This is a genomic window from Winogradskyella algicola (assembly GCF_005869935.1).
Taxonomy (GTDB): Bacteria; Bacteroidota; Bacteroidia; order Flavobacteriales; family Flavobacteriaceae; genus Winogradskyella; species Winogradskyella algicola.
Genome location: NZ_SZQF01000001.1, coordinates 736310 through 761614, shown reverse-complemented (window position 1 = coordinate 761614; position 25305 = coordinate 736310). Strand labels below are relative to the sequence as shown.

Genomic DNA, 25305 nt, shown 5'->3' with positions numbered 1-25305 from the left:
CAGCTATTTGATTATCATGGTGTGTAATGCTTCTACTTGCCTAATGCCCATTATGGGCTTTTATCTATTGAAAGTTAATCGCTTCGCAGCTTTAACGTTTAATACTTTAAAATTGTTGTAAACCAAGTTACCATTTAAAATAGTATGCGTTATTCTGCTTTTAAAGGTATTACCTTCAAAAGGAGACCAACCACATTTGTACAAAATATTTCCTTTATTTACCGTCCATGGGCTATTGGCATCCACTATGACCAAATCTGCATAATAGCCTTCTCTAATATAGCCTCGCTTCTCAACATCAAAAAGAATTGCTGGGTTATGACATGCTTTTTCTACAATTTTTTCTATTGAAATTTTTCCTTGATGATGCATTTCTAATAGGGCTACTAATGCATGCTGAACTAATGGCCCACCAGAAGGAGCGCTCGTGTAGGGATTGCTTTTTTCTTCCAAGGTGTGAGGTGCATGGTCTGTGGCTATAACATCTATTCTACCGTCTAACAGCGCCTTAAGCAACTGTTCTCTGTCCTTAGCTGTCTTTACAGCTGGATTCCACTTTATATGGCTACCTTTTTTTGCATAATCTTCATCAGAAAACCATAGATGATGGATGCAAACCTCTGCGGTTATCTTTTTTTCTTTTAGCGGAATTTTATTTGTAAACAAATTGGTTTCTTTCCCTGTAGACAAATGAAACACATGTAATCTAGCTCCTGTCTTTTTTGCCAATTCTATTGCCTTAGAAGATGACAAATAACAAGCCTCCTCACTTCTTATAATTGGATGCATTTCCATTGGAATATCATCGCCATACTCCGCTTTATATTGCTCTAGGTTTTCTCTAATAGTAGCTTCATCCTCGCAGTGCACTGAAATAACCATATCTGTACTCGAGAATATTTTCTCTAATACTTCTGGATCATCAACTAACATGTTTCCTGTAGAAGATCCGAGAAATAATTTTAATCCTGCAACTGTTTTAGGATCTACTTTTAATATCTCATCTAAATTATCGTTTGTACCACCAAACATAAAGGAATAGTTGGCGTAAGACGTCTCTGCAGCAATGGTAAATTTTTCTTCTAATTTTTCCACAGTTGTCGTTTGTGGATTAGTATTAGGCATTTCTATAAAAGATGTAATACCACCAGCTAATGCAGCCTTAGATTCTGACTCTATATTAGCTTTATGGGTTAAGCCAGGCTCTCTAAAATGCACTTGGTCATCTATCATACCAGGCAAAACGTAGTTACCTTCGGCATCAATAACAGTTATGTCTGCGGATTTAACACTAATAGAACTGTCTATTTCTTTTATAATTTCGTCTTCAATAAGTATGTCGCCTTCAACTATTTTACCTTCGTTGACGATTTTAGCATTTTTTATGAGGGTTTGTTTTTTCATGTTTACTATGACTTAGTGAATAAACTTTTCAATTTTAAATTAATAACTCCAAAAATTGCTTCAGAAATAATACTTCCACTCATTTTTGATTTCCCTTTAATTCTATCTTTAAAAATAACAGGTATTTCTACAATTTTAAAGCCTTTTTTATAAGCTTTGAATTTCATTTCTATTTGAAAAGCATAACCAACAAATTTTACTTTGTTTAAGTTAATGGATTCCAAGACCTTTCTCTTGTAACATATAAAACCTGCAGTAGAGTCCTTTACTTTCATTCCGGTTATTAGCCTTACATAACGTGAGGCGCCATAAGACAACAATATTCTGGACAAAGGCCAATTAACAACTGTAATTCCTTTAACATATCTCGATCCAACAGCAATATCCGCACCGTTAACGGCACAAGCATCATACAGTTTTATTAAATCATCCGGATTATGGGAAAAATCAGCATCCATTTCAAAAATAAACTTATAATTACTTTGTAAAGCCCATTTAAAACCCGAAATGTAAGCAGCTCCTAGACCACTTTTTCTTTCACGTTGTAACAAGTGTAGCTGAGTTATATAATCTTGCTGAATAGACTTAACCTTGTCTGCTGTGCCATCTGGAGAGTTGTCATCTACCACTAAAACGTGAAATGACTTGTCTTGCGAAAATACAGCTTTTAAAATAGCTTCAATATTTTCAATCTCATTATAAGTTGGGATTATGACAAGTGCGTCAGACATTTATATACTTTTAAAACACGTTTTGGTTTTACCGATAGAATTTTGACAAATGTAAAGTTTTTAGTGGATTAAAAACTGTTATAAGTTTATTAAGATTTTAATTATGGTTACCTTTAATTTCTTTATAACTTAGCACCATGAGGAACTTTATAACTCACGAATGGTTTACAGTTTTTACAGTTTTTGGAATTTTTGCACTTGCTATTGCCAAATTTCTAAACGCACTACGGTTTAGTGATTTTATAGCTATTATAGGAAATTCAAAATACCTTAAAATCTACAGTAAAGATCAGAAGTTTATAGACCCTTTTGATGGATTACTGTTTGTCAATCTGGTTTTTTCAGGAAGTATATTTTTATTTTTTAGCTATTCTACTTTTGTTTCACCATTAACATTTGAGTTAATTTCTTTTTTAAAACTACTGTTGGCCGTTGCGACCGTTGTGATAATTAAGACATTATTAGAGCGACTTATTGCTAGTCTTTTTGAAATTGACAGCATTATTGATGCCTACTTATTTCAAAAAATCACTTTTCTTAATTATTCTGGTTTAGTTTTAATTGTCACTAACTCACTGTTACTCTACACGCTTACAAATCCTAGGATTATAATAACTGTATCTTTTATTCTGATTTTATTAATAAATCTTATTGGTTTTATAACTTCATTTAAAAACTATCAAAAATTAATAAATCCCAACTTTTTCTATTTTTTATTGTATCTTTGCGCTCTCGAAATTGCGCCTTATGTGCTTTTATACAAGGTAATTAGCGAGTATAACTTTTAAATAAAGGGGTTTACATATGAAAGTGAAGACGATTTTAGTATCGCAACCAGAGCCTAAAATAGAGAACTCACCATACTTTGATTTGCAAGAAAAGCAAAAAGTTAAGGTTGACTTTAGACCTTTTATACATGTAGAAGGTGTTTCAGCAAAAGATATCAGACAACAAAAAATAGATCTTAGTAAGTTTACTGCTATTATACTTACTAGTAGAAATTCTGTAGATCACTTCTTTAGAGTAGCTGATGAAATGCGCTTTAAAGTACCTGACACTATGAAATACTTCTGCCAATCTGAAGCTGTTGCCTACTACTTGCAAAAATATGTAGTTTACAGAAAACGTAAAATTTATGTTGGTAAACGTACTTTTGAGGATTTAACTCCTTTAATTAAAAAATATAAAGATGAATCGTTTTTATTACCTACAACAGATAAGGTAAAACCTATAATACCTGAAAACTTAGACAGCTTAGGTGTTAACTGGAAACAAGCTACATTTTACAAAACTGTAATAAGTGATTTGTCTGATTTAGCTAACGTTTACTATGATATCTTGGTATTCTTTAGCCCATCTGGTATTGAATCTTTATTTCATAATTTCCCTGACTTTAAACAAAACGATACGCGTATTGCTGTTTTCGGAAATACAACAATAAAAGCTGTTAAAGAAAAAGGATTACGTGTAGACATTGCTGCACCAACTCCTGAGACTCCGTCTATGACAATGGCTCTGCAGAAGTATATTGACAGCGTTAATAAAGGGAAATAAGTATTTTAAAATATTGATATAAAAAAGCGATTCTCATTTAGAATCGCTTTTTTTATTTGATTGAAATTGCTTCAATTACTTTACGACAGGTTGAGCTGCCATAATTTCATCGTTTGCATACTCTTCAAACTTCTTAAAGTTTTCATTAAAAAATCTTGCTAGTTTGTCTGCAGTCTTGTAATAGCCTTCGTCGTTACCCCAAGTCTCCCTAGGACTTAAAACATCTGTAGGCACATTAGGACACGTGTTAGGAATTGCAACTTTAAATACAGAATGATTTCTAAACTCTACATTATCTAAATCACCATTCATAGCGGCAGTAATCATTGCTCTTGTATATTTTAATTTCATACGGCGACCAACTCCATAAGGTCCGCCTGTCCAACCAGTATTAACCAACCAAACGTTTACACCAGCTTCTTGCATCTTTTTACTCAACATTTCAGCATATTTAGTAGGATGCAATGGCATAAAAGGTGCACCAAAACAAGCCGAAAATGATGGCTGTGGCTCTACAACACCAGCTTCTGTTCCCGCGACTTTAGCAGTATATCCTGAAATAAAATGATATGCAGCTTGTCCAGGTGTTAATTTAGAGATCGGAGGTAACACACCAAAAGCATCTGCTGTTAAAAAGAAGATATTCTTTGGGTTAGATGCATAAGAAGGAGTCTTAATATTATCTATGTGGTAAATAGGGTAGCTTACCCTTGTATTTTGTGTGATTGAGCTATCAAAATAATCAACCTCCCCATTTTCTTTAAAAATCACATTTTCGAGGATTGCACCTGGTTTAATTGCTCTATAAATGTCTGGCTCTTTTTCTTCAGATAAATCAATAACTTTTGCATAGCAACCACCTTCAAAATTAAAAATTGTATTTTCTGCTGTCCAGCCATGCTCATCATCACCAATTAATTTTCTATTTGGATCTGTAGATAAGGTAGTTTTACCAGTACCAGAGAGTCCGAAGAATATAGCAGTTTCACCATTATCACCTACGTTTGCTGAACAGTGCATTGGTAAAACATTTTTTTCTACTGGCAGTATAAAGTTTAAGGCAGTAAAAATACCTTTTTTCATTTCACCTGTGTAAGCAGAACCTCCCACTAAGGCAATCTTTTTTGTAAAATTTAATATTGAAAAATTACCTTGTCGTAATCCATGATTTTCAGGATCTGAACACACATATCCTGGTGCGCAAAGCACCAACCACTCTTCTTCAAAATTCTCTAATTCTTCTGCTGTAGGTCTTAAAAACATGTTGTAAATAAACATATTAGACCATGGATATTCTGTTACAGTTCTTACATTCATTTTGTATTGAGGATCTGCACAAACGTAACCATCCCTAACAAAAATCTCTTTACCACTTAGGTAATTTTCAATTTCACCTTGTAAGTAATCGAAATGCTCTGGCGTGATGGCCTTATTAGATTTTCCCCACCAAATTCTGTCTTTTGTGTAATCGTCTTTCACTAAAAAGCGATCTTCAGGAGAACGACCAGTAAACTTTCCAGTATTTACGGCCAAAGTACCATTAGGTGTTTCTTTACCCATTCCTTTTTCTACAGTAATGGCTTGTAATTTTTTTGGCTCTAATTGATAGTGAGTTGTGGCATCTTTAATGCCATATTTTTCTAACGAAATCGTTTTCGTTGAAGATGTATGGTTTACCATAATTTTTGTGTTGTTTAGGACGCAAAATTATAACTTTATTTTAAAAAGTCGTTGTTAAAAGCTATTAATCGACCTTATTTCTTATAATACCGATTAACATCGTTGCCCATGCCAATATTAACAGCAATCCTCCTACAGGTGTAATTACAGCAATTGTCTTAAAATTAAAACTTGAAAGGTCGTTCGTTGCCAAACCATATATAGAACCCGAAAAGAACAATAGACCAACGAGTACTAGGTAAAAAACTATTTTTTTTATCTTTGAATTAACAAAAGAAGTGCCACCAAGTATGAGAAGAAAAAAGGCATGGTATATCTGATAGCGAACACCTGTTTCAAATGTATTTACAGCATCTGCATCAACTATTTTTTCTAAGCCATGAGCTGCATAGGCTCCTAGAATTATTCCTAACAATCCTAGAATACTTCCAACTATTAATATTTTTTTGTTCATAAGTATAGTGTGATTTTGGTTTCTTTTACTTAGGGTATTTATTACATTCGTGCATTACAAAATTAGTCATATAAAGCTACTATGCGAAAGATTTTAATCATTGGTGCAGGGAAATCTTCATCATACCTTATAAAATACTTACTAGACAAGTCCGAATCTGAAAATCTTCAGATAACTATAGGAGATTTAAACACAGAAAATGCGAAAAAACTAGTAGGAGAAAACTCAAAAGTAAACATCATTCATTTAGATGTTTTTAAGTCAGACTCAAGAAGTGAGGCTGTTAAAAATTCAGATATCGTAATTTCTATGTTGCCTGCTCGTTTTCATGTTGAGGTAGCTAAAGATTGTGTCACCTACAAAAAACACATGGTAACTGCATCTTATGTTAGTAAAGAAATGCAGGATCTAGATGAAGATGCAAAGGCAAACAACCTTATTTTTATGAATGAAATAGGTGTTGACCCTGGCATAGACCATATGAGTGCCATACAAGTTATAGACCGCATTAGAGACAATGGAGGTAAGGTACTTTTATTTGAGTCGTTTACTGGAGGTTTAGTTGCTCCAGAAAGTGATGACAACCTATGGAACTATAAATTTACATGGAATCCAAGAAATGTCGTAGTTGCAGGACAAGGTGGTGCTGCCAAATTTTTACAGGAAAACCAATTTAAATACATTCCGTACGGTAGATTATTTAGGAGAACTGAATTTTTAGATATTGATGGTTATGGTCGTTTTGAAGCCTATGCTAATAGAGATTCTTTAAAATATCAACATGTTTATGGGTTAGATCATGCTCGTACCCTATATCGTGGTACAATGAGACGTGTTGGTTTTAGTAGAGCTTGGAATGTTTTTGTACAGCTTGGTATGACTGACGATAGCTACACTATAGACGATAGCATTAACATGAGCTATCGCGACTTTGTAAATGCCTTCTTACCATACAGTCCAACAGATTCTGTTGAACTTAAATTTAGACATGCGCTTAAAATTGACCAAGACGATATTGTTTGGGATAAGTTTTTAGAGCTCGATCTTTTTAGTGCTGATAAAATGGTAGAATTAGATAAAGCTACTCCAGCTCAAATTCTACAAAAAATTTTAATGGATAGCTGGACGCTAGATCCTGAGGATAAGGACATGATAGTAATGTACCACAAGTTTGGCTATGAGCTTAATGGTGAGAAGCGCCAAATAGATTCTACTATGGTTGTGGTTGGTGAAGATCAAACATATACTGCAATGTCTAAAACTGTGGGTTTACCAGTAGCTATGGCGACGTTAGATATTTTAAATGGGAAAATAAAAACCCCAGGTGTACAAATCCCTATCTCAAAAGAAGTGTACACACCTATTTTAGAAGAGTTGAAAACCTATGGTGTTCAATTTAAAGAGAAAAAGGTGCCATATTTAGGCTATAATCCTCTTAATCTTTAAAATTTATAATCCTTTTCTTATTTTTAACTTTCGATTTAAAAGTAGAGATCATGAAAGTTAATGACAAAGGCATATACATAGACGGTATTGACAAGAAGATTCTAAGAGCTTTAATGGAAGATGCCAGAACTCCGATCTTAGAAATTGCCAGAAATGTTGGTATCTCTGGAGCTGCCATACATCAACGACTCAAAAAACTTGAAAAATCTGGACTTTTGGCTGGTTCTAAATTTATTATCAATCCAAAAGTTTTGGGTTATACAACTATGGCTTTTGTTGGTGTGTACTTAGATAAAGCTGTAAGTAATCCAGAGGCCGTAAAACAACTCCAGCGCGTACCAGAAGTTATAGAGTGTCATTACACAACAGGAGATTGGAGTATTTTCATTAAAATTCTATCCAAAGATAATGAGCATTTAATGCATTTACTTAACACTCAAATACAAGGAATTAAAGGAGTCTCTAGAACCGAAACTTTTATTTCACTACAACAGCAAATCAGTAGACAAATCAAAATTTGAGGCTTTTTTTATACAAACTGTTAAATAGACGCTAATTGTTTTAAACGATGCCGTTCTATTTTTTATTTTTAAAATAATATCAATATTAAATTACTGTATTTATGTCATTCTTCAATAAGATAAAATGGATTCTGGGTATTCTTTTAGTCTTTGTTTTAATTGCCTCAACTAATCTAATAGATAGAAATAACTTTGTAAGAGTAAGAGATTCTGTGGTAACTATTTATGAAGATCGATTAATTGCTAAGGAATTAATTTTTGAAATGTCTAAATCGGTTAACAAAAAGGAAATTGCTCTAATATCCAGAGACTCTCTTTTTTTTATTGAAAAAAATTCTAAGGTCAATACACAATTAAATAATTTAATATCACGCTTTGAACAAACCAAACTCACAAAAGAAGAAAGTGTAATATTTGAAGATTTAAAATTGAATTTTAAGTCATTATCTAAGCTTGAAACTAAAAAATTAAGCTTTGATCCAGAAAAAACATCAGCATCGCTGATACTAATTTCAAGTATAAAAGATAATCTAGATGAGTTGTCAAAAATTCAGATTAGAGAAGGTGGTAGACAAATGTCAATAAGTAAAAAAGCCATAGATACAGTTGAACTCTTTACACAGATAGAAATTTATTTTTTGGTGTTTCTTGCTATTGTTATACAAATCATTGTTATTTATAATCCTAAAGTAAAAGAATAATATACACTATATAAAAACAAAAAAGCCCTGATTTCTAAGGGCTTTTTTTATTATGATTTTTTTAATCTCTTCCGCCAAAAACTTGCAATGCCCAATATAACAACGAAGCTAAAGCACCTATAGCAGCTACTAAATATGTTCTAGCAGCCCATTTAAGAGCATCTTCAGAACCTTTATATTCTTCTGGAGTCACCATGTTTTTTGCTTTTAACCAAGCTAATGCTCTATTACTCGCATCGTATTCTACAGGTAATGTTATAAAGCTAAACAACGTTGCAAAACCCATCATGGCCAAACCTGCTATAGCAATGTAATACCCAAGACCAACACCTGCTGCAGCACCGAGAACTAATCCGCCCAAGACAACCCATTGCGACATACCAGAGGTTACACTAACAATTGGCACTAATTGAGAACGCATTTGCAAATAACTATACGCTTGTGCATGTTGTACTGCATGACCAACCTCATGAGCGGCAACAGCAGCAGCAGCAGCATTACGCTGGTTATAAACCGCTTCACTTAAATTTACGGTCTTGTTTTTTGGATTATAGTGATCTGTTAATTGTCCTGGTGTAGAAATAACTTCAACATCATAAATGCCGTTATCTGCTAACATCTTTTCAGCAATTTCTCTACCACTCATTCCGTTACGTAATTGAATTTTAGAGTATTTAGCAAATTTACGCTTTAACTGACTGCTAACAGCCCAACTAACAAGAGCAATTGCACCTATTAATATATAATATCCTAACATAATTTTCTTTTTTTAATTAATGTAAATGTACTAAATGAATAGCAAAAAATGCGCCAAATTAACGTTAAGAAAAAATGTCAGTTATTGAAATTTCACATAGCATCTACCGACCAATTGAAAGCTTCTGCAATCTCTTCATAAATAATTTTACCGTTAGCTATATTTATTCCTTTTTTCAGCGATTGGTCTTTAGCACAAGCTACTTCCCAACCTTGATTGGCCAATCTAATCACATAAGGTAAAGTGACATTTGTTAACGCTAATGTCGATGTATATGGCACAGCTCCCGGCATATTTGCCACACAATAGTGTACCACATCATCTACAATGTAAGTTGGGTCTTCGTGAGTAGTTGGTTTTGAGGTCTCCACACAACCTCCTTGATCTACTGCAACATCTACTATAACAGTTCCTGGTCGCATGTTTTTAAGCATATCTCTGGTGATTAAGTTTGGCGCCTTTGCCCCTTTTAATAATACACCACCAACTATTAAATCGTGATCTTTAATACGTTTTCTAATATTGAATTCGCTAGAAAATTCCGTAACTACATGGTTTGGCATTACATCATTAACATAACGTAATTGCTTCATGTTAATATCCATAATCGTAACATGAGCACCCAAACCAGCCGCCATTTTAGCGGCTTGTATACCAACAGTACCAGCACCTAAAACTAATACTTTTCCAGGTGGTACTCCAGGCACTCCGCCTAGTAAGACACCTCGTCCTTTAATTGGTTTTTCAAGATATTTTGCTCCTTGTTGAATCGCCATACGACCTGCCACCTCAGACATTGGTGTTAATAATGGCAATGACCCATCTTCGTCTTCAACAGTTTCATAGGCAATACAAACTGCTTTGCTTTTTAACATCGCTTTAGTTAAGGGTTCGCTAGACGCAAAATGGAAATAGGTAAATACCACATGATGTGGTTTAATTAAATCATATTCAACGGTAATAGGCTCTTTTACTTTTACAATCATTTCGCCAGAAGCGTAAACTTCATCTATCGTATCCAGAATGGTAGCGCCAACTTCTTTGTAATCTTCATCAAAAAAACCACTGCCTAATCCAGCATTTTTTTGGACATAAACAGTGTGGTCATTCTTAATAAGTTCATAAACTCCTGCTGGTGTCATACCAACACGGTTTTCGTTGTTCTTGATTTCTCTTGGGACTCCGATTTTCATTTGCTGTTGTATTGTGGTTAATAGCACTATGAAATACACTCAAAAAATCTAGCTATCCAAATAATAGGATGGTTTGAGCGTCATTTTTACGGAATTATTATTTTGAAGAATGAATTTTAAATTATTTGAAATAAAACGCTGTTTTTCAGAACAATAACTCAATAGACGAAATTATTATTTTTTCGATGAAGAGGAAACTACAATGTCACATAGAGCATTTTCGAAGCACAAAGAAAAAGTATATCCTCTGATAGTTCCCGATAGTTCTGCAGAGCTTGTCGAAGTGCAAAATCGCTTTTTGGTGATTTCACTCTAACTGACAAAGTGAAAAACAACAGAACGTCACATCGAGTGATTTTGAGGCACGAAAAATTGTATCGAGATGCTTTTAAAAATATGCCAAAAAATAGTTCTCGATATAAAATCGCTTATGGCGATTTCACTCGAACTGACGTGAACTAAAAACAACATAGCGTCACATCGAGTGTTTCTGAGGCACGAAGAAAAGTATCGAGATGCTAGATGACGAAACTTAATCAACAGCTAAAGAAACATCTTCAACACGTTCATTTTTAAAAACAATAAGTAAATACTCTTTTTGAGATGAAAAAAAACTTGGCGGATTTCCGATGTTATAAATAAAAGCGTCTTTTGATGTATTTAGTTTTGAATCTGGTTGACCTAAAATTTCAATAATTTCAGACTTTGGTTTGCCTGATAAAATTTGAGATTCTATGATATCATCTACCATTTCGTAGCGTTTTAATGGTTCTGATTGCCACTTTTGCGTATCAAAAGGCTCCTCCAGAATTCTTATAAGAATAAGTGCTAAGACTACAGCAACCAAAAAGAATACACTAATTTTACCAATTCTTTTTAGTTGCATAATCTTTTATTTTAATTATTAGCTATTGCGTTCTCGATACATTCCGACACTACCGGTTGGAACACTTGAACTGACAATTAATATTGAGATTCCTGCTTTCACTTCGACAAGCTCAGTGTGACACGCAGGAATTAGTTACCCTACAATATTCACAATCTTACCTGGCACTACAATCACCTTTTTAGGTATGCGGCCTTGTAATTGTTCTTGTGTTTTTTCGTGTGCTAAGACTGTTTTTTCAATCTCATCCTTGCTCATATCTAATGGTAATTCTAGCGTGAAACGCATTTTGCCATTAAACGAAATCGGATAATTTTTAGAACGCTCTACCAAATGTTTTTCCTCAAATTTTGGGAAAGGTGCTGTTGAAATAGATTCTGTATGCCCTAATTGTTCCCATAACTCTTCAGCAATGTGTGGTGCATAAGGCGACACTAACACTAATAATGGCTCTAAGATTTCTTTACTTGTACACTTTTGCGCTGTTAACTCATTTACCGCAATCATAAACGTAGAAACCGACGTATTGAACGAGAAATTCTCGATGTCTTCCTCTACCTTTTTAATGGTTTTATGAAGTGTTTTTAAAGCCTCAGCCCCTTCCGACTTCCCCAAAGGGGAAGAGTCCACATAGAACGCACCATTTTCTCCCGTATGAAATAACTTCCAAAGTTTTTTAAGGAAACCGTGTACTCCTGTGATACCTGCTGTATTCCAAGGTTTGTATTGTTCTAATGGCCCAAGAAACATTTCGTACAAACGTAAGCTGTCTGCGCCATAATCTTCTACAATATCATCTGGATTAACGACATTGTATTTGGATTTGGACATTTTTTCGACTGTTCTGACCAGTTTAAAGTTTTTATTAGGTAGTGTATAGAACTTCATATTTTTAGATTCAGGCCTCCAGTTTTTAAAGGCCTGAACATCAAGCTCATCACTAGAATTAACATAGTCAACGATAACAGGAACTGAAACAGCAGTCATTATTAAAGTTTCCTCTTTTTTGATTATCATTTCTTGAATATTTTCTGGCATATCCAAAACTTCCATTAGATAAGAGAGTCTTTTTTCGAGATTATCAACAAATCCGTGACTAAAAAATTCATTTCCATTATACACAAATTTATCTACATCAAGTACTTTTTCTAAAAAGTCTATTGAAATAAAGCCTTCTCCCTCTGTAGACCATCTTTTTTCAGAGGTGTCTTCTTCATTTTTCGCTGCTATAAAACAATGAATCTTGTATGCGTAAGCACTAGTGCCAAGTATCATCCCTTGGTTAATGAGCTTTTTAAATGGTTCATCCACTCCAACAAAACCTCTATCGTATAAAAACTTTACCCAAAAACGAGAGTACAGTAAGTGTCCTGTAGCGTGCTCGCTACCACCAATATATAAATCTACATTTTCCCAATATTTTAGTGCATCTTCAGTAGCGAAAGCTTCATCTCTGTTGGCTTGCTCTTCCATATAACGGAAGAAGTACCAAGAGCTTCCTGCCCAACCTGGCATAGTGTTGAGTTCTAGTGGGTAAATGCCGTCATCGGACACTGAGGTTCTCGAAGTGTCTGATTTTGTGGCTTCGAGTGCCTCAGCCACCAGATCATTTGACACAACCGAGTTTGTATTAGTGTCCCAAGCCCAAACGTCTGCACGTCCTAATGGTGGTTCACCTTCTTCTGTTGGTAAGTATTTTTCAACTTCTGGCAAGGTTAATGGTAAATGTTTTTCGTCTATCATTTGTGGCATACCATCCTTATAATATACTGGGAATGGTTCGCCCCAATAACGCTGACGAGAAAACACAGCATCGCGCAAACGGTAATTGGTTTTTCCTTCGCCTTGACCGATTTGTTCTAATTCGAAAATAGCGCGCTTAGTCGCTTTCTTGTAGTTCATTCCGTTAAGGAAATCGCTATTGGTAATCTTAACGTTATCCTTAGACGCAAAGGCTTCCTCAGAAATATCAACTCCTTCAAAAATATTTGGAATCGGAATATTAAAGTGCTTGGCAAAATCGTAATCGCGTTGGTCTCCACAAGGTACTGCCATAACGGCTCCTGTGCCGTAGCTTGCTAATACGTAATCGCCTATCCAAATCGGAATTGGTTCTTTGGTAAATGGATGCTCAGCATACGCACCTGTAAACACCCCTGAAATGGTTTTTACATCTGCCATACGGTCGCGCTCACTACGTTTTGCAGTGGCTTCTATGTAGGCTTCAACCTCAGCTTTTTGTTCGTCTGTTGTAATTTGTGTCACAAGCTCGTGCTCTGGTGCTAAGGTCATAAACGACACACCGAAAATGGTGTCTGGTCTTGTGGTGAAGACTTCGATTTGAGACTTCTCGACTGCGCTCGAAGTGACAGCATCATTTGGAATCACATTGAAAGTTACTGAAGCACCAACCGATTTACCTATCCAGTTTTTTTGGATGTCTTTAAGTGCATCTGTCCAATCAATGGTATCTAAACCTTGAAGCAAACGTTCTGCATAAGCCGAAATACGCATACTCCATTGAGTCATTTTTTTACGGATTACAGGATGACCACCACGTTCTGAAACGCCATTTACAATTTCGTCATTGGCTAAAACGGTTCCTAAAGCAGGACACCAGTTCACTTCGGTTTCTGCTAAATAGGTCAATCTGTATTTTAAAAGAATATTTTGTTTTTCAGTCTCTGAAAAAGCGCTCCATTCTTCAGCAGTAAACGGATTAATGTCATCATCGCAAGCTGCATTCACGTTGGTATTTCCTTCTGCTTCAAACATTTTGATTAAGGTATCAATATTTTCTGCTTTGTTGCTATCGTAGTTGTACCATGATTCAAACAACTGAATGAAAATCCATTGTGTCCATTTGTAATATTCAGGATTACTTGTGCGTACTTCTCTACTCCAATCGAATGAGAATCCAATTTGGTCTAACTGACGACGATAGGTTTTAATATTCGCCTCTGTTGTTACCACAGGATGCTGACCTGTTTGTATCGCATACTGTTCCGCAGGTAAACCAAACGAATCGTAGCCTTGTGGATGCAAAACATTAAATCCTTTATGACGCTTGTAACGCGCATAAATATCACTAGCGATGTAGCCGAGCGGATGCCCAACGTGCAAACCAGCTCCACTTGGGTAAGGGAACATATCTAACACGTAGTATTTTGGTTTGTCGCTGTTATTAGACGCTTTAAAGGTTTCGTTTTTTGCCCAGTAGTCTTGCCACTTTTTCTCTATGTCGTTGAAGTTGTATTTCATCTTCCTGTTTTCCTTGAAATAAGGTGCAAATTTAAACTTATTGACTGAGAATTAAAGTCTGAAACATAAAAATCTATGAAGAGATAGGTATTAAAAATTGACTATCAACGCAACCGATAGGATATTTATTTCACTAAATTTGTACAACTTAAACTTATAGAAAATAGATGAGCAAAAACTTTGAGTCAACTCTTCAAGAACACGAGACCTTAAATAAACTTATAACGGAAAAAGACCTTAATACTTTTACAAAGTTTCCTACTAAAAACAACTTTAGTAGTGAATTTATAGATTGGCTAAGTCCAAAATATCAGGAGGCGTTTTTAGAAATTTACAATACACATTTAGGTACCAAAAAGGAAGCTAAAGTTGTTAAACTAATAAACTCAACTTGGTTTTGCAATGCTGAAACTACCGAAAACATTGTTGAATTTTTACTTCCAAGATTAGAAGCTACAAATGTACTGTCTCAAGAGTTAGCGAAGAAAATTGATGGTAACAAAGATTTAGAAGTTATTCTAAAAGTTAGTGGCGCTTTAGTAAACAATGTGCTCACTTATGTGAATAAAGCCATTTTTGAAAAAGACCATCCAAAAATTCAAGAGAAAAAAAATGAAATTGTAGACAATTGTCTTGCAGTTTGTGATGAATTGAAAAGATATAAAGCATCTAGTGAGATTGAGTTTTCTATGTTTAATGGCATCTTAGACCGAATGAGAAGTATAAAAATGAATGAGACGCAACAACTCAAATACAATTCTTTTCTGAAAAAATCTCAATCTTCTTCAAATAAATATGTAATTATTACTGTTATTATCGTAATTATTGCTTTAATCAGACTAATAGCTGGATTTGCTAATTAATAATTAATCTTTTTTTACTATGGCATCATCTTTTGACAAGTATCAAAAACGAAAATTAATATCATCATACATCTCTGTAGTGATTAGTATTGCGTTGGTTTTGTTTCTTTTAGGCTGTCTTGGTCTTTTGGTTATTAATTCTAAAAAAGTAGCTGATCATTTTAAGGAGCAAGTTGTGATGACAATTTATTTGAATGATACTGCAAAAGAGGTTGAGGTAAATCAGTTAAAGAAAAGTTTAGCCATGGCTGAGTATTCTAAAGAAGCTACCTATGTCTCTAAAGAAGAAGCTGCCGAGATGATGAAAGCAGAAACTGGTGAAGATTTTATGGATTTTGTGGGTTATAATCCGTTGAAAAATTCGATTGACGTGTACTTAAAAGCTGATTTTGTCACAACTGAAAAGCTAAGTGAAATCTCAGAAAGTCTTTCAACCAAATCGTTTATCGAAGACATAAGATATGATAATGACCTTGTAGAACTAATGAACGATAATGTTAAAAAGATTAGTTTCTGGGTCCTTATCATTAGTGGATTATTTACACTTATCGCTGTTTTATTAATTAACAGTTCTATTCGTTTAGCTGTATACTCTAAACGATTTATTATTAAAACTATGCAAATGGTTGGTGCGACAAAAAGTTTTATCCGTAGACCGTTTGTTTGGAAAAGCGTTCAACTTGGTATCGTTGGTGCCATCGTCGCTTTAGCAGGCATGGCAGTTGTTTTATATTATTTAGACCAGTATTTTCCAGAGTTAGAATTACTTAGAAATACCGTAATGATTACTGGACTTTTTGTGGGTATTTTTGTGTTGGGTGTAATCATCACCTGGATTAGCACTTTTATTGCTACGCAACGCTTCTTGAATTTAAAAACGGATCAGTTGTATTATTAAATTTTAGATGCTCTTAACGCAAAAGTTTTAAATAAAACTATTACTTTGCAATTATAATCCAATAAGCATGGGCGAACAAAAACGTAAAGAACAATCTAAGGCAGAATTTATCTTCGGAAAAAAGAACTATAAGTTTATGCTCATAGGTTTGGCATGTATTGTTGTTGGGTTTATCCTTATGTCTGGTGGTGGAAGTGACGATCCTAATGTTTGGAATCCTGATGTTTTTAGCTGGAGACGTATTCGCTTAGCACCAACTTTAGTGCTTATTGGTTTTGGGTTCCAGGTGTATGCCATTCTATTGAATCCTAACAAGGACTCTAAAAAATAAAATTCTACTTTAATTTTAACAATCAGCATATCAATTTTGATACATTTGTTGTATGGAAGTTATTGATGCTATTATCTTAGGAATTGTACAGGGTTTAACTGAGTTTTTACCTGTATCCTCTAGTGGTCATTTAGAATTAGGAAAAGCTATTCTTGGCGATAATTCTTTACCAAAAGAAAGTTTATTATTTACAGTAGTGCTTCACTTTGCTACAGCACTAAGTACCATTGTCATTTTTAGAAAAGATATTATAGAGATCATAAAAGGTATCTTGAAATTTGAATGGAACGAAGATTTACAATTTCTAAGCAAAATTGTAATCTCCATGATACCTGCTGTAATTGTTGGTTTGTTTTTTGAAGAACAGCTCGAGGCTCTTTTTAACGGCAACATCTTACTTGTTGGCATTATGCTAATTGTTACTGCAATTTTGTTGTTTATGGCAGATAGAGCTAAGGACACCAACAAAAATGTAACGTTTAGTAATGCGTTTGTTATTGGTATTTCTCAAGCTATTGCTATGTTGCCTGGTATCTCTCGTTCTGGCGCTACCATTTCTACTTCGGTATTATTGGGTAATGACAAAACCAAGGCTGCACGTTTTTCATTTTTAATGGTTGTTCCTTTAATTTTTGGAAAAATTGCTAAAGATATTTTAGGTGGAGAGATCACTTACGACAGTGCCAACTTTACAACACTAAGCATTGGTTTTATAGCTGCTTTTGTAGCAGGATTATTTGCTTGTAAATGGATGATTGCTTTAGTAAAACAAAGTAAACTCACTTACTTTTCTATCTACTGCATCATTGTTGGTCTTATTGCAATAATCTGGTCATTCGCATCATGAAAACTTTAGAAGATTACAAAGACGGTCAGGTTTTATTGATTGATAAACCTCTAACCTGGACTTCATTTCAAGCGGTTAACAAGCTACGTTGGGCCATTAGAAAAGCCTATGCCATTAAGAAAATAAAGGTTGGGCATGCTGGCACTTTAGACCCACTAGCCACAGGTTTATTAGTGATTTGCACTGGTAAAATGACCAAACAGATTAACACCTTTCAAGGTCAGGAAAAAGAATATACAGGTACTTTTGTTATTGGTAGTACAACTCGATCTTATGATTTGGAAACCGAAATTGATGCTACTTTTCCGATAGACCATATTTCGCAGGACTTAATTCACGAAACAACCAAACAATTCATTGGTAAAATAGAGCAATTTCCTCCAGTATTTTCAGCTATAAAGAAAGATGGTAAACGCTTGTACGAATTTGCAAGAGCAGGTGAAGCTGTAGAAATTAAATCGAGAGAAATTGAAATCTCTGAGTTCGAAATCACAGATATAAATGCACTTGAAAGTACCTTAGAGCTGAATTTTAAAGTGGTTTGTAGCAAAGGTACTTACATTCGATCGCTTGCGCACGACTTTGGAGAAGCCCTAAACTCTGGAGCACATTTGTCGGTTTTAAGACGAACCCGAATTGGTGATTTTAAGGTTGAAAATGCACTAAGTCCAGAAGATTATATAGCTACGCTTCCACTAGATCAATGATTTAACAAGACATAAATTTTCGTCAGTTAGAGTGAATTTCACGATTGAAGTGAGTGAAATTTGTATCGAAAACAAGAAAATTTCTTTTATAACTTTACTTCTCGATACAAAATTCTTTTCAGAATTTCACTCGAAGTGACGATTTAAACCCTATACATTATTCAAGTTAATAAGCGTTTAGTTAATGTGATTTAAACTTTTTCATGGTTATATTCGTATATCTAAACACACGAATCTCTTATAACTTTGAAGTTTATTGAACAACATAAAGCTGCAATAATTACATTCCTACTTACAGGAATTGTGGTGTTAAGTATGTTTAGTATTCAACTAAAACAAAAAGGCAAACTCATTACGGAAAGCTATTACGAAATTTTACCAGAACCCAAAATTACTGAAGAAGAGCAAGAATTAATTGATGCGCTAGACGGTAAATCTACCAACAAAGCTTTTAACGAAGACCAGGAATACAAAGACCTAATGCGCAACTTTAAAACTATAAGTGCAAATGATTTTGAACGTACCACCAAAGCTCTAGAAGATGCAAAGGCAAGTGATATCTCAGAAGAAACTAGTATTAATAAATCATATGCCAACAGTAATGCATATGCTTTAAATTCTGAAGAAACAGCATCTTACAAAAAACTTCAGGAAGAATTAAACAAGCGTTTAGAAAATAAAAAGATAGCAGACGAACACGCTAAAACCAAAAGTACACTTACTTATTCTCTAGTAGGAAGAACGATGCAAGATTATGATATTCCACGATACTTGTGCGAAAGCGGTGGTAAAATCGTGGTAAATATTGTGGTAAATGGAAAAGGCATTGTTACCGATGCCACTATTAATGGTTCTTCAAATTCCAGCAACCAATGTTTAATAAATCGTGCTTTAGAATATGCTAAAGAAACTCAATTTGATACTTCTTCTCAAAATAAGCAAATTGGTACAATTACATTTTTGTTTAGAGGGAAAAGTTGACTTCGACTACGCTCAGTCACCAATTCGACTACGCTCAGTCAGCTATAATTTAATCTAAAAGTTTAACCAAGTCTTCAATTGTAGATTGTCCTTTATCCTTATTGTACCAACGTTGTAAATCTTCTTTAAATTCTGGTGTTAGCTTTCCATATTGCGCTTTGTAAACATTAACCATTTCTGTAGCTATTGAAGGTCTTGGGCCAAAAGTATCTAAAACCTCTAATGTTTCATTATCAATCGCAATTAACTTCGGTATAGCCTTACCTCCATTGGTTAAAAACTGATTCATTAAATCTTCATTCTCATCTCTCAGCACTACTTTATAATTTATATTTTTATTTTGCTCAGCCACCTTGTTAATTACAGGCATTATATGCGCTGCGTCTCCACACCAACTTTCGGTTAGCACTAACCAAGTTACATTTTTAGTATATGCAGTAATTTTTTCAATAGCATCATCAGATAGCTTAATCGTTTTATCCCAACGCTTCATACGTCTGTCATTCATTTTTGTATAATTTACTAAGGCTTCTGTTTTTTCATTACCTGTTGTTGATTGTTGTTCAACAAGAGAGGCAACTAAAGTTCGGTAATCTTGGTAGCTTATTGATTTATTTAAACTTTGTTTGATGATATCTGTAATCATTGTGTTTTCTAAAATTTCCATCGTGGTAAAACTAATTGGTTTATAACTCAGTGCTATTATTGTTTTATTTTTTTATTTTCAGTATACAAAAATACTGCTGATTGCACATAAATTATGTGACACTTGTTACCTTAGTAGCATAAAACTCTAAACCTTACAAAATGACAAAGCACAGATGTGGCTGGTGTGTTGGCGATCCGCTTTATGAAGCCTACCATGATCAAGAATGGGGAGTTCCTGTTTATGATGATGATACGTTGTTTGAGTTTTTAATTCTCGAAACTTTTCAGGCTGGTCTGAGTTGGATTACTGTTTTACGCAAGCGCGAAAATTTCAGAAAAGCTTTTGATAATTTTGACTACAAAAAGATTGCAAACTATAAGCAAGCTAAAATTGAAACACTTCTTCAGGATAAAGGTATAATAAGAAACAAGTTGAAGGTCAATGCTACAGTGACTAATGCGCAAGCTTTTATGAAAATACAAGATGAGTTTGGGAGTTTTTCAAAATATATTTGGAATTTTGTAGATGGAAAACCTATAAAGAACAGTGTTAAAAATTATAAAGATGCACCAGTCAATACAGCGCTTAGTGACAAAATAAGTAAGGACCTTAAAAAAAGAGGGTTTAAATTTGTTGGCACTACTGTTATTTATGCACACATGCAAGCTACTGGTATGGTTAACGACCATGAAGTTACTTGTTTTAGATATAATGAAGTTTAAAAAATGAAGACAAAAACACTCCTCGCTTTAATATTTATTTGCCAATTCGTTTTTAGTCAAACTAAAAATGAAAAGGAAGAGCGTATCACTAAATCAGAATTTCCAGAAGTTGCTATTGAAGTTATAAAAAGCTTACCTGATGATTGTAAGCGCTTAAAATTCTACAAAGAAACTGATGGTGAAAAACAGAGTTTTGAGGTAAAATTCAAATACAAAAAAAAGCGCTGTAGCCTTGAGTTTACTAAAGATGGTGTTATCGAAGACTTAGAAGTCCTTACCAAATTCAAAACTATAAACGAAGAAAAAAAATCTAAAATTAAAGACTATTTTAGGTCTAACTTTACCAAACACAAATTCATAAAAGCACAAAAACAATATGTCTATCAAAAAGAATTAGACCCTGTGATTTTTATTAAAAACATATTGAAAAACACCACAACCGAAGCTCCAAATTTTGAAATCATTGCAGAAGTTAAAACAGATAAAAAACGAGATATTAGAGAGTTTACGTTCAACGCTTCAGGCGAATTTGTGAATTTCAGAATTATAAATCCAACGTCTTACGAGCATGTCTTATATTAAAATACTTGTAGTTTTATTGGCATGTTTCTCAGTCCATAATACGTTATTTTCTCAGTCTGACTTTGAAGGTTTAGGTGAGACAGATTTTTCTTTTAATACAGATGTAAACGATTATTACAAATTAAATTTTTCTGTTCGATCGCGTTATTATTTGTATCAAGAAGAAAATTTTGATTTTGAAAACAGACAGCTTGATTTTGTGCATTTTTCAACGTTAAGCATCGATCATAATCGTTCTGTTAGTTTGGGTATACAGTATCGTATTAGAGAATCTATTGATGGTGGCAGTAATGAACTTCGTTTAACTCAACAGTATAATTACACAAAAAAAAATGAAGCTTTACGCTTTGGTCATCGTGCTAGATTAGAGCAACGTATATTTTCCGATAAAACAATCATTAGATCGCGTTATCGTTTTACTCTAGATTTTCCTCTTAATGGTCAAAAATTAGATATAGGAGAGGCTTATATAATCAACTCAATGGAAGGACTCTTAAGCATTGGTAAAAATGAAAAACCTGAACTAGACCACAGAACTACTTTGCACTTAGGGTTATTAGTCTCAGAACACCTTAAAATTCAATTTGGTCTAGAATATCGTTTTGAAGCTTTTAATCTAAATACCGAACAAAAGTTGTTTTTTTTAAGTTCTGCAATTCTTAAGATTTAATTAAAGGTATTTTAAAAATTCGGCTCTCGGAATATGCTTAGCTCCTAAGCTTTGAAGATGCTTAGTATGTATCTGACAATCTATTAAATGATAATTTGAATTTTGTACAAAGGTTATAAATCCAGCTTTACTTGCATTACTGACTTTGGCAAACATACTCTCCCCACAAAACACGTTTTTACCCAAATCTACACCATAAAGTCCACCGACTAATTTGTTGTTTTGCCATACTTCAACTGACTTAGCGTATCCTAATTGATGAAGTTTAACATAAGCCTTTATCATTTGTTTCGTAATCCAAGTACCATTTTGCCCTTCGCGCTTTGCTAAAGCGCATTCCTCAATAACAGTTTTAAAGTCCTTATTAACCGTAACTTTAAATTTACCTTTTTTCAAAACCTGTTTCATACTCTTTGAAATTTTCAAATCTTTAGGAAACAACACAAATCTTGGGTCTGGCGACCACCATAGTAGTGGTTCTTCGTCTTCAAACCATGGGAAAATCCCGCTAGAATACGCATGTATTAAGCGTTCTGAAGATAAGTCACCACCAATAGCCAACAAGCCTTCAAAAGAGGCTTCAGATACGTCAGGGAACTCTATTTTATCGGTTAAGAAGTACATTATTTAAGCTTTTAAGCGATTTTTACTGTTAAATAAAGGACTTGGTTTTGATAGTATAAGAATTTTATTGATATTTGACCTGATCTTTATTAAATAAATTTTTTGTTCATCATTGCTTTTTTTTAAGTTTGTTTGTGAAGGTCAAAACCTAAAACCACAATACTAAGTCCCAATTAACCATTGGGACTTTTTTATTAAAAATAAAAAAGACTTGTTTTAAATAAAACAAGTCTTTTCAATTTTATTGAAATTCTTTCTTATTAGAAAGGCAAGTCATCATGATCATCTTCATTTAAATCACTTACAGGTTCAAAAGCTTCTGTTGGTGGTACTGGTGGCATATCACCACTAGGCGCATCAGCTTGTAAAGCTTCTATTCTCCATCCTTGGATAGAGTTAAAATATTTAGTTTCCCCTTGTGGGTTTACCCACTCACGTCCTCTAAGGTTAATACTAACTTTAACCTGCTGTCCTACCTGATAGGTATTTAACAAATCTGTTTTGTCTTGAATAAACTCTATCATAAGATGTTGTGGATATTGCTCTTCAGTTGTTACTACAACCTCTCTTTTTCTAAACCCATTACTACCAAAAGTTTGAGTCTCACCAATCATCTTAATACGTCCTTGTACTTCCATTTTTGTTTAATCTAATTTTATTTTCCTTCTATATTAATTGAATTTACGAAAGTAATAACTTCCATGCACTTTCTACATCTCCGTAGCTTAAATAATTTCTTGCCAGCTTATGTTTTTCTCTATGTGTTGCCGTTTTTATATCTGGATAACGCTCACTAATATCATTTACAAACTGCTTAACCTCATCTTCTGTTGGTAACTTATCAACATTGGCTAACATGCCTAAGTTATTTCCAGTTAAAATCATACTGTTTCTAACGTGCTCTGGTAAATTATCCACTCCGATTCCTAAAGTCTGTAGGGGTTTCGGGATTTCAAAAAACCCATTTTTAGCTCTACTGTAATAACTACCTCCTGCCCTAGCAACTAGATCTAAAGCTTCTTGATTTAAGGTGTTATCCTCATTCATTACCTCTTCTGAAATATGAAGTTTTACAACCTCACAAATCACCAAATTTCCTGCTCCTCCTTCTGTCCCTAACTTTACAATATCGTTAACTTTGCATTCCATTTGAATTGGAGATTCAGCGACTCTAAAGGGCTTAACTTCATCTGAAGCCAACATCGTTAAACCTGCTTTTTCAAACTCATTGACACCTTCAGGATATTCTGTACTACTCAAGGACATTTGGTGTACAATATCATAATTTACAACATTAATCACTACTTCGTTAACCGCTTCAACATTCTCTAATGTATGCTTTGTTGTATTATTTCTTACACGCCTGGCAGGAGAAAAAATTAAGATCGGAGGATTTGCACTAAACACATTAAAGAAACTAAAAGGAGACAAATTAGGATTACCATCTTTGTCTACTGTGCTCGCAAAGGCAATAGGCCTTGGCGCAACTGCGCTTAGCAAATAACCATGTAATCTACCTGTTGATAGGTCTTTGGGATTAAATGAAATCATGTAGCTTGCTGATTTTCAACAAAGATAATTATATTGCCGAGCCGATGAAAGTGTTTTGCCTCTGTATCCAAACAATATTATTAACAGTTTTACATTATATTTAAAAAGAAATTGTAATAACTAATGACCTTTAGCTCAAACCGAAATCTTATCCGTTGGATTATTATTTTCTCTTCATTTATTATTGTAACTCTAATTCTTTGGAATACGTATTCGTTTTTTCAAAAATTTAAAGCCGAAGAACGCGTAAAAATCAAAACTTGGTCTGTAGCTCAAAATAATTTATTGAGGAGCGTTTATGAAAACTTGGATGAAGATGTTGATCCAGTGACCACGCATGTGCTTACTGAAACTACAACCAGTACACCTATGCTGGTTATTGATAAAAATGGCGGCTATAATTCTATTAATTTAGATGAAGAAAAACTTAAAGATCCTGCATACGTTAATTATCTAATTGATAAATTTTCAAGCGAAAATGAACCTATTGAAGTTATAGTTAAGGGTGAGGTTTATCAGACTATTTATTATGGTAATTCTCCATTACTCAAAAAAATAGGCTATTACCCATTGGCTTTGTTATTGATTATACTGTTGTTTGCTGCAGTGGTTTATTTCTTTTACAGAAGTACTAAAACCGCTGAACAAAACAAGCTTTGGACAGGTATGGCCAAAGAAACAGCCCATCAAATTGGCACTCCGCTTTCTTCTTTAGTGGGTTGGACAGAAATTTTGAAAACCGAAAATGTAAAACCTGAATACATTACTGAAATTGAAAAAGACATAGATCGTCTACAAACAATCACAGATCGTTTTAGCAAAATTGGTTCTGCTCCTACTTTGGAAGCATTAGATTTAGTTGAAGTTACGACATCATCTTACGAGTACTTGAAATCTAGATCTTCAAAACTTATTAATTTTGAAATTGAACATCCTGATACAGAAATTCTAGTACATCTTAATGCACAATTATACAGTTGGACTATTGAAAACTTAGTGAAAAATGCCATTGATGCCATGAAAGGTAAAGGAGATTTAAAACTAAGAATTTCTCAAGTTGAAAAACAAGTATTTGTAAATATCACAGACACTGGCAAGGGCATTCCTAAGCAACTATTTACTAAAATTTTTGAACCTGGATACACTACAAAAAAACGTGGTTGGGGACTTGGTTTGTCGTTAGCTAAACGAATTATCGAAGATTATCATAAAGGAAAAATAAAAGTTACTGAATCTGAAATCGGTAAGGGTACAACTATTCAAATTAGCTTAAAAACAATCTAATTTTAAAG

Annotated in this window: 27 protein-coding genes; 15 read left to right on the top strand and 12 right to left on the bottom strand. The window is 34.0% G+C overall.

Translation table 11 applies throughout. From position 1 onward, the window contains the following. Positions 1-60: 60 nt before the first annotated feature. Positions 61-1404: a dihydroorotase gene (locus tag FC091_RS03315; protein WP_138432852.1), complete on the bottom strand. Its 1344-nt coding sequence runs from the start codon at positions 1402-1404 to the stop codon at positions 61-63. Positions 1405-1409: 5 nt separating this feature from the next. After that, entirely contained in the window at positions 1410-2135 is a 726-nt protein-coding gene (locus FC091_RS03310; RefSeq protein ID WP_138432851.1) for a polyprenol monophosphomannose synthase, read from the bottom strand. Positions 2136-2272: 137 nt separating this feature from the next. Between FC091_RS03310 and FC091_RS03305 the strand changes: the two genes are divergently transcribed. Continuing rightward, on the top strand, positions 2273-2923 hold the full coding sequence (locus FC091_RS03305; RefSeq protein WP_138432850.1) for a DUF4271 domain-containing protein: 651 nt from the start codon (positions 2273-2275) through the stop codon (positions 2921-2923). Between the two features lie 16 nt (positions 2924-2939). Continuing rightward, a complete protein-coding gene (locus FC091_RS03300; RefSeq protein ID WP_138432849.1) occupies positions 2940-3689 on the top strand; it encodes a uroporphyrinogen-III synthase in 750 nt (249 codons plus the stop codon). 75 nt (positions 3690-3764) lie between these two features. Here the strand turns inward: FC091_RS03300 and pckA are convergent, their stop codons facing one another. Both pckA and FC091_RS03290 read right to left on the bottom strand, forming a co-directional pair. Continuing rightward, positions 3765-5369: a phosphoenolpyruvate carboxykinase (ATP) gene (pckA, locus tag FC091_RS03295; RefSeq protein ID WP_138432848.1), complete on the bottom strand. Its 1605-nt coding sequence runs from the start codon at positions 5367-5369 to the stop codon at positions 3765-3767. A 64-nt stretch (positions 5370-5433) separates the two neighbouring features. Continuing rightward, positions 5434-5823, bottom strand: a complete 390-nt coding sequence (locus tag FC091_RS03290; RefSeq protein WP_171032443.1) for a DUF423 domain-containing protein — start codon at positions 5821-5823, stop codon at positions 5434-5436. 81 nt (positions 5824-5904) lie between these two features. Here FC091_RS03290 and FC091_RS03285 point away from each other — a divergent pair, with 81 nt between their 5' ends. The 3 genes from FC091_RS03285 to FC091_RS03275 all read left to right on the top strand — a co-directional run bounded on the left by FC091_RS03285 (position 5905) and on the right by FC091_RS03275 (position 8491). Next, positions 5905-7269, top strand: coding sequence for a saccharopine dehydrogenase family protein (locus FC091_RS03285; RefSeq protein WP_138432846.1), 1365 nt, complete (start codon positions 5905-5907; stop codon positions 7267-7269). 50 nt (positions 7270-7319) lie between these two features. Next, positions 7320-7790 carry an Lrp/AsnC ligand binding domain-containing protein gene (locus FC091_RS03280; RefSeq protein ID WP_138432845.1) on the top strand — a complete coding sequence of 157 codons (471 nt, stop codon included), beginning with the start codon at positions 7320-7322 and terminating at the stop codon, positions 7788-7790. 101 nt (positions 7791-7891) lie between these two features. After that, entirely contained in the window at positions 7892-8491 is a 600-nt protein-coding gene (locus FC091_RS03275) for an MCP four helix bundle domain-containing protein (protein WP_138432844.1), read from the top strand. A 61-nt stretch (positions 8492-8552) separates the two neighbouring features. On the opposite strand, the gene FC091_RS03270 is transcribed toward FC091_RS03275, so the two are convergent. The 4 genes from FC091_RS03270 to FC091_RS03255 form a co-directional block, all read right to left on the bottom strand. After that, complete coding sequence (locus FC091_RS03270) at positions 8553-9248, bottom strand: zinc metallopeptidase (protein WP_138432843.1); 696 nt, start codon at positions 9246-9248, stop codon at positions 8553-8555. 92 nt (positions 9249-9340) lie between these two features. Continuing rightward, positions 9341-10441 carry an alanine dehydrogenase gene (gene ald, locus FC091_RS03265; RefSeq protein ID WP_138432842.1) on the bottom strand — a complete coding sequence of 367 codons (1101 nt, stop codon included), beginning with the start codon at positions 10439-10441 and terminating at the stop codon, positions 9341-9343. Positions 10442-10973: 532 nt separating this feature from the next. After that, entirely contained in the window at positions 10974-11327 is a 354-nt protein-coding gene (locus tag FC091_RS03260; protein ID WP_138432841.1) for a hypothetical protein, read from the bottom strand. 135 nt (positions 11328-11462) lie between these two features. Next, positions 11463-14588, bottom strand: a complete 3126-nt coding sequence (locus FC091_RS03255; protein WP_138432840.1) for a leucine--tRNA ligase — start codon at positions 14586-14588, stop codon at positions 11463-11465. A 167-nt stretch (positions 14589-14755) separates the two neighbouring features. Here FC091_RS03255 and FC091_RS03250 point away from each other — a divergent pair, with 167 nt between their 5' ends. The 6 genes from FC091_RS03250 to FC091_RS03225 all read left to right on the top strand — a co-directional run bounded on the left by FC091_RS03250 (position 14756) and on the right by FC091_RS03225 (position 19215). Then, positions 14756-15451, top strand: coding sequence for a hypothetical protein (locus FC091_RS03250; RefSeq protein WP_138432839.1), 696 nt, complete (start codon positions 14756-14758; stop codon positions 15449-15451). Between the two features lie 19 nt (positions 15452-15470). Next, positions 15471-16349, top strand: a complete 879-nt coding sequence (locus FC091_RS03245) for a cell division protein FtsX (protein WP_138432838.1) — start codon at positions 15471-15473, stop codon at positions 16347-16349. Positions 16350-16416: 67 nt separating this feature from the next. Further along, entirely contained in the window at positions 16417-16680 is a 264-nt protein-coding gene (locus FC091_RS03240) for a DUF3098 domain-containing protein (RefSeq protein WP_138432837.1), read from the top strand. Between the two features lie 52 nt (positions 16681-16732). Beyond that, on the top strand, positions 16733-17527 hold the full coding sequence (locus FC091_RS03235; RefSeq protein ID WP_138432836.1) for an undecaprenyl-diphosphate phosphatase: 795 nt from the start codon (positions 16733-16735) through the stop codon (positions 17525-17527). Beyond that, a complete protein-coding gene (gene truB / locus FC091_RS03230; RefSeq protein ID WP_138432835.1) occupies positions 17524-18234 on the top strand; it encodes a tRNA pseudouridine(55) synthase TruB in 711 nt (236 codons plus the stop codon). The genes FC091_RS03235 and truB overlap by 4 nt, the downstream gene beginning before the upstream one ends. A gap of 246 nt (positions 18235-18480) precedes the next feature. Further along, the gene (locus FC091_RS03225; protein WP_138432834.1) at positions 18481-19215 is read left to right on the top strand and encodes a hypothetical protein; all 735 of its coding nucleotides are present in this window, start codon (positions 18481-18483) and stop codon (positions 19213-19215) included. Between the two features lie 49 nt (positions 19216-19264). Here the strand turns inward: FC091_RS03225 and FC091_RS03220 are convergent, their stop codons facing one another. Continuing rightward, positions 19265-19882 carry a thioredoxin family protein gene (locus FC091_RS03220; RefSeq protein ID WP_138432833.1) on the bottom strand — a complete coding sequence of 206 codons (618 nt, stop codon included), beginning with the start codon at positions 19880-19882 and terminating at the stop codon, positions 19265-19267. A 140-nt stretch (positions 19883-20022) separates the two neighbouring features. On the opposite strand from FC091_RS03220, the gene FC091_RS03215 reads away from it, so the two are divergent. Genes FC091_RS03215 through FC091_RS03205 form a run of 3 tightly spaced genes read left to right on the top strand, consistent with a single transcriptional unit; the run spans position 20023 to position 21838 of the window. Then, the gene (locus FC091_RS03215; protein WP_138432832.1) at positions 20023-20586 is read left to right on the top strand and encodes a DNA-3-methyladenine glycosylase I; all 564 of its coding nucleotides are present in this window, start codon (positions 20023-20025) and stop codon (positions 20584-20586) included. 3 nt (positions 20587-20589) lie between these two features. Further along, positions 20590-21168, top strand: a complete 579-nt coding sequence (locus FC091_RS03210) for a hypothetical protein (protein WP_138432831.1) — start codon at positions 20590-20592, stop codon at positions 21166-21168. Continuing rightward, positions 21155-21838 carry a DUF2490 domain-containing protein gene (locus FC091_RS03205; protein WP_138432830.1) on the top strand — a complete coding sequence of 228 codons (684 nt, stop codon included), beginning with the start codon at positions 21155-21157 and terminating at the stop codon, positions 21836-21838. The genes FC091_RS03210 and FC091_RS03205 overlap by 14 nt, the downstream gene beginning before the upstream one ends. On the opposite strand, the gene aat is transcribed toward FC091_RS03205, so the two are convergent. From aat to FC091_RS03190, 3 genes are all read right to left on the bottom strand, one after another. Continuing rightward, complete coding sequence (aat, locus tag FC091_RS03200) at positions 21839-22462, bottom strand: leucyl/phenylalanyl-tRNA--protein transferase (protein ID WP_138432829.1); 624 nt, start codon at positions 22460-22462, stop codon at positions 21839-21841. Between the two features lie 260 nt (positions 22463-22722). Then, positions 22723-23100 carry a DUF3127 domain-containing protein gene (locus FC091_RS03195; protein ID WP_138432828.1) on the bottom strand — a complete coding sequence of 126 codons (378 nt, stop codon included), beginning with the start codon at positions 23098-23100 and terminating at the stop codon, positions 22723-22725. Positions 23101-23143: 43 nt separating this feature from the next. Further along, entirely contained in the window at positions 23144-24013 is an 870-nt protein-coding gene (locus FC091_RS03190) for a flavin reductase family protein (protein WP_138432827.1), read from the bottom strand. 123 nt (positions 24014-24136) lie between these two features. On the opposite strand from FC091_RS03190, the gene FC091_RS03185 reads away from it, so the two are divergent. Further along, positions 24137-25297 carry a sensor histidine kinase gene (locus tag FC091_RS03185; protein WP_138432826.1) on the top strand — a complete coding sequence of 387 codons (1161 nt, stop codon included), beginning with the start codon at positions 24137-24139 and terminating at the stop codon, positions 25295-25297. Positions 25298-25305: the final 8 nt, after the last annotated feature.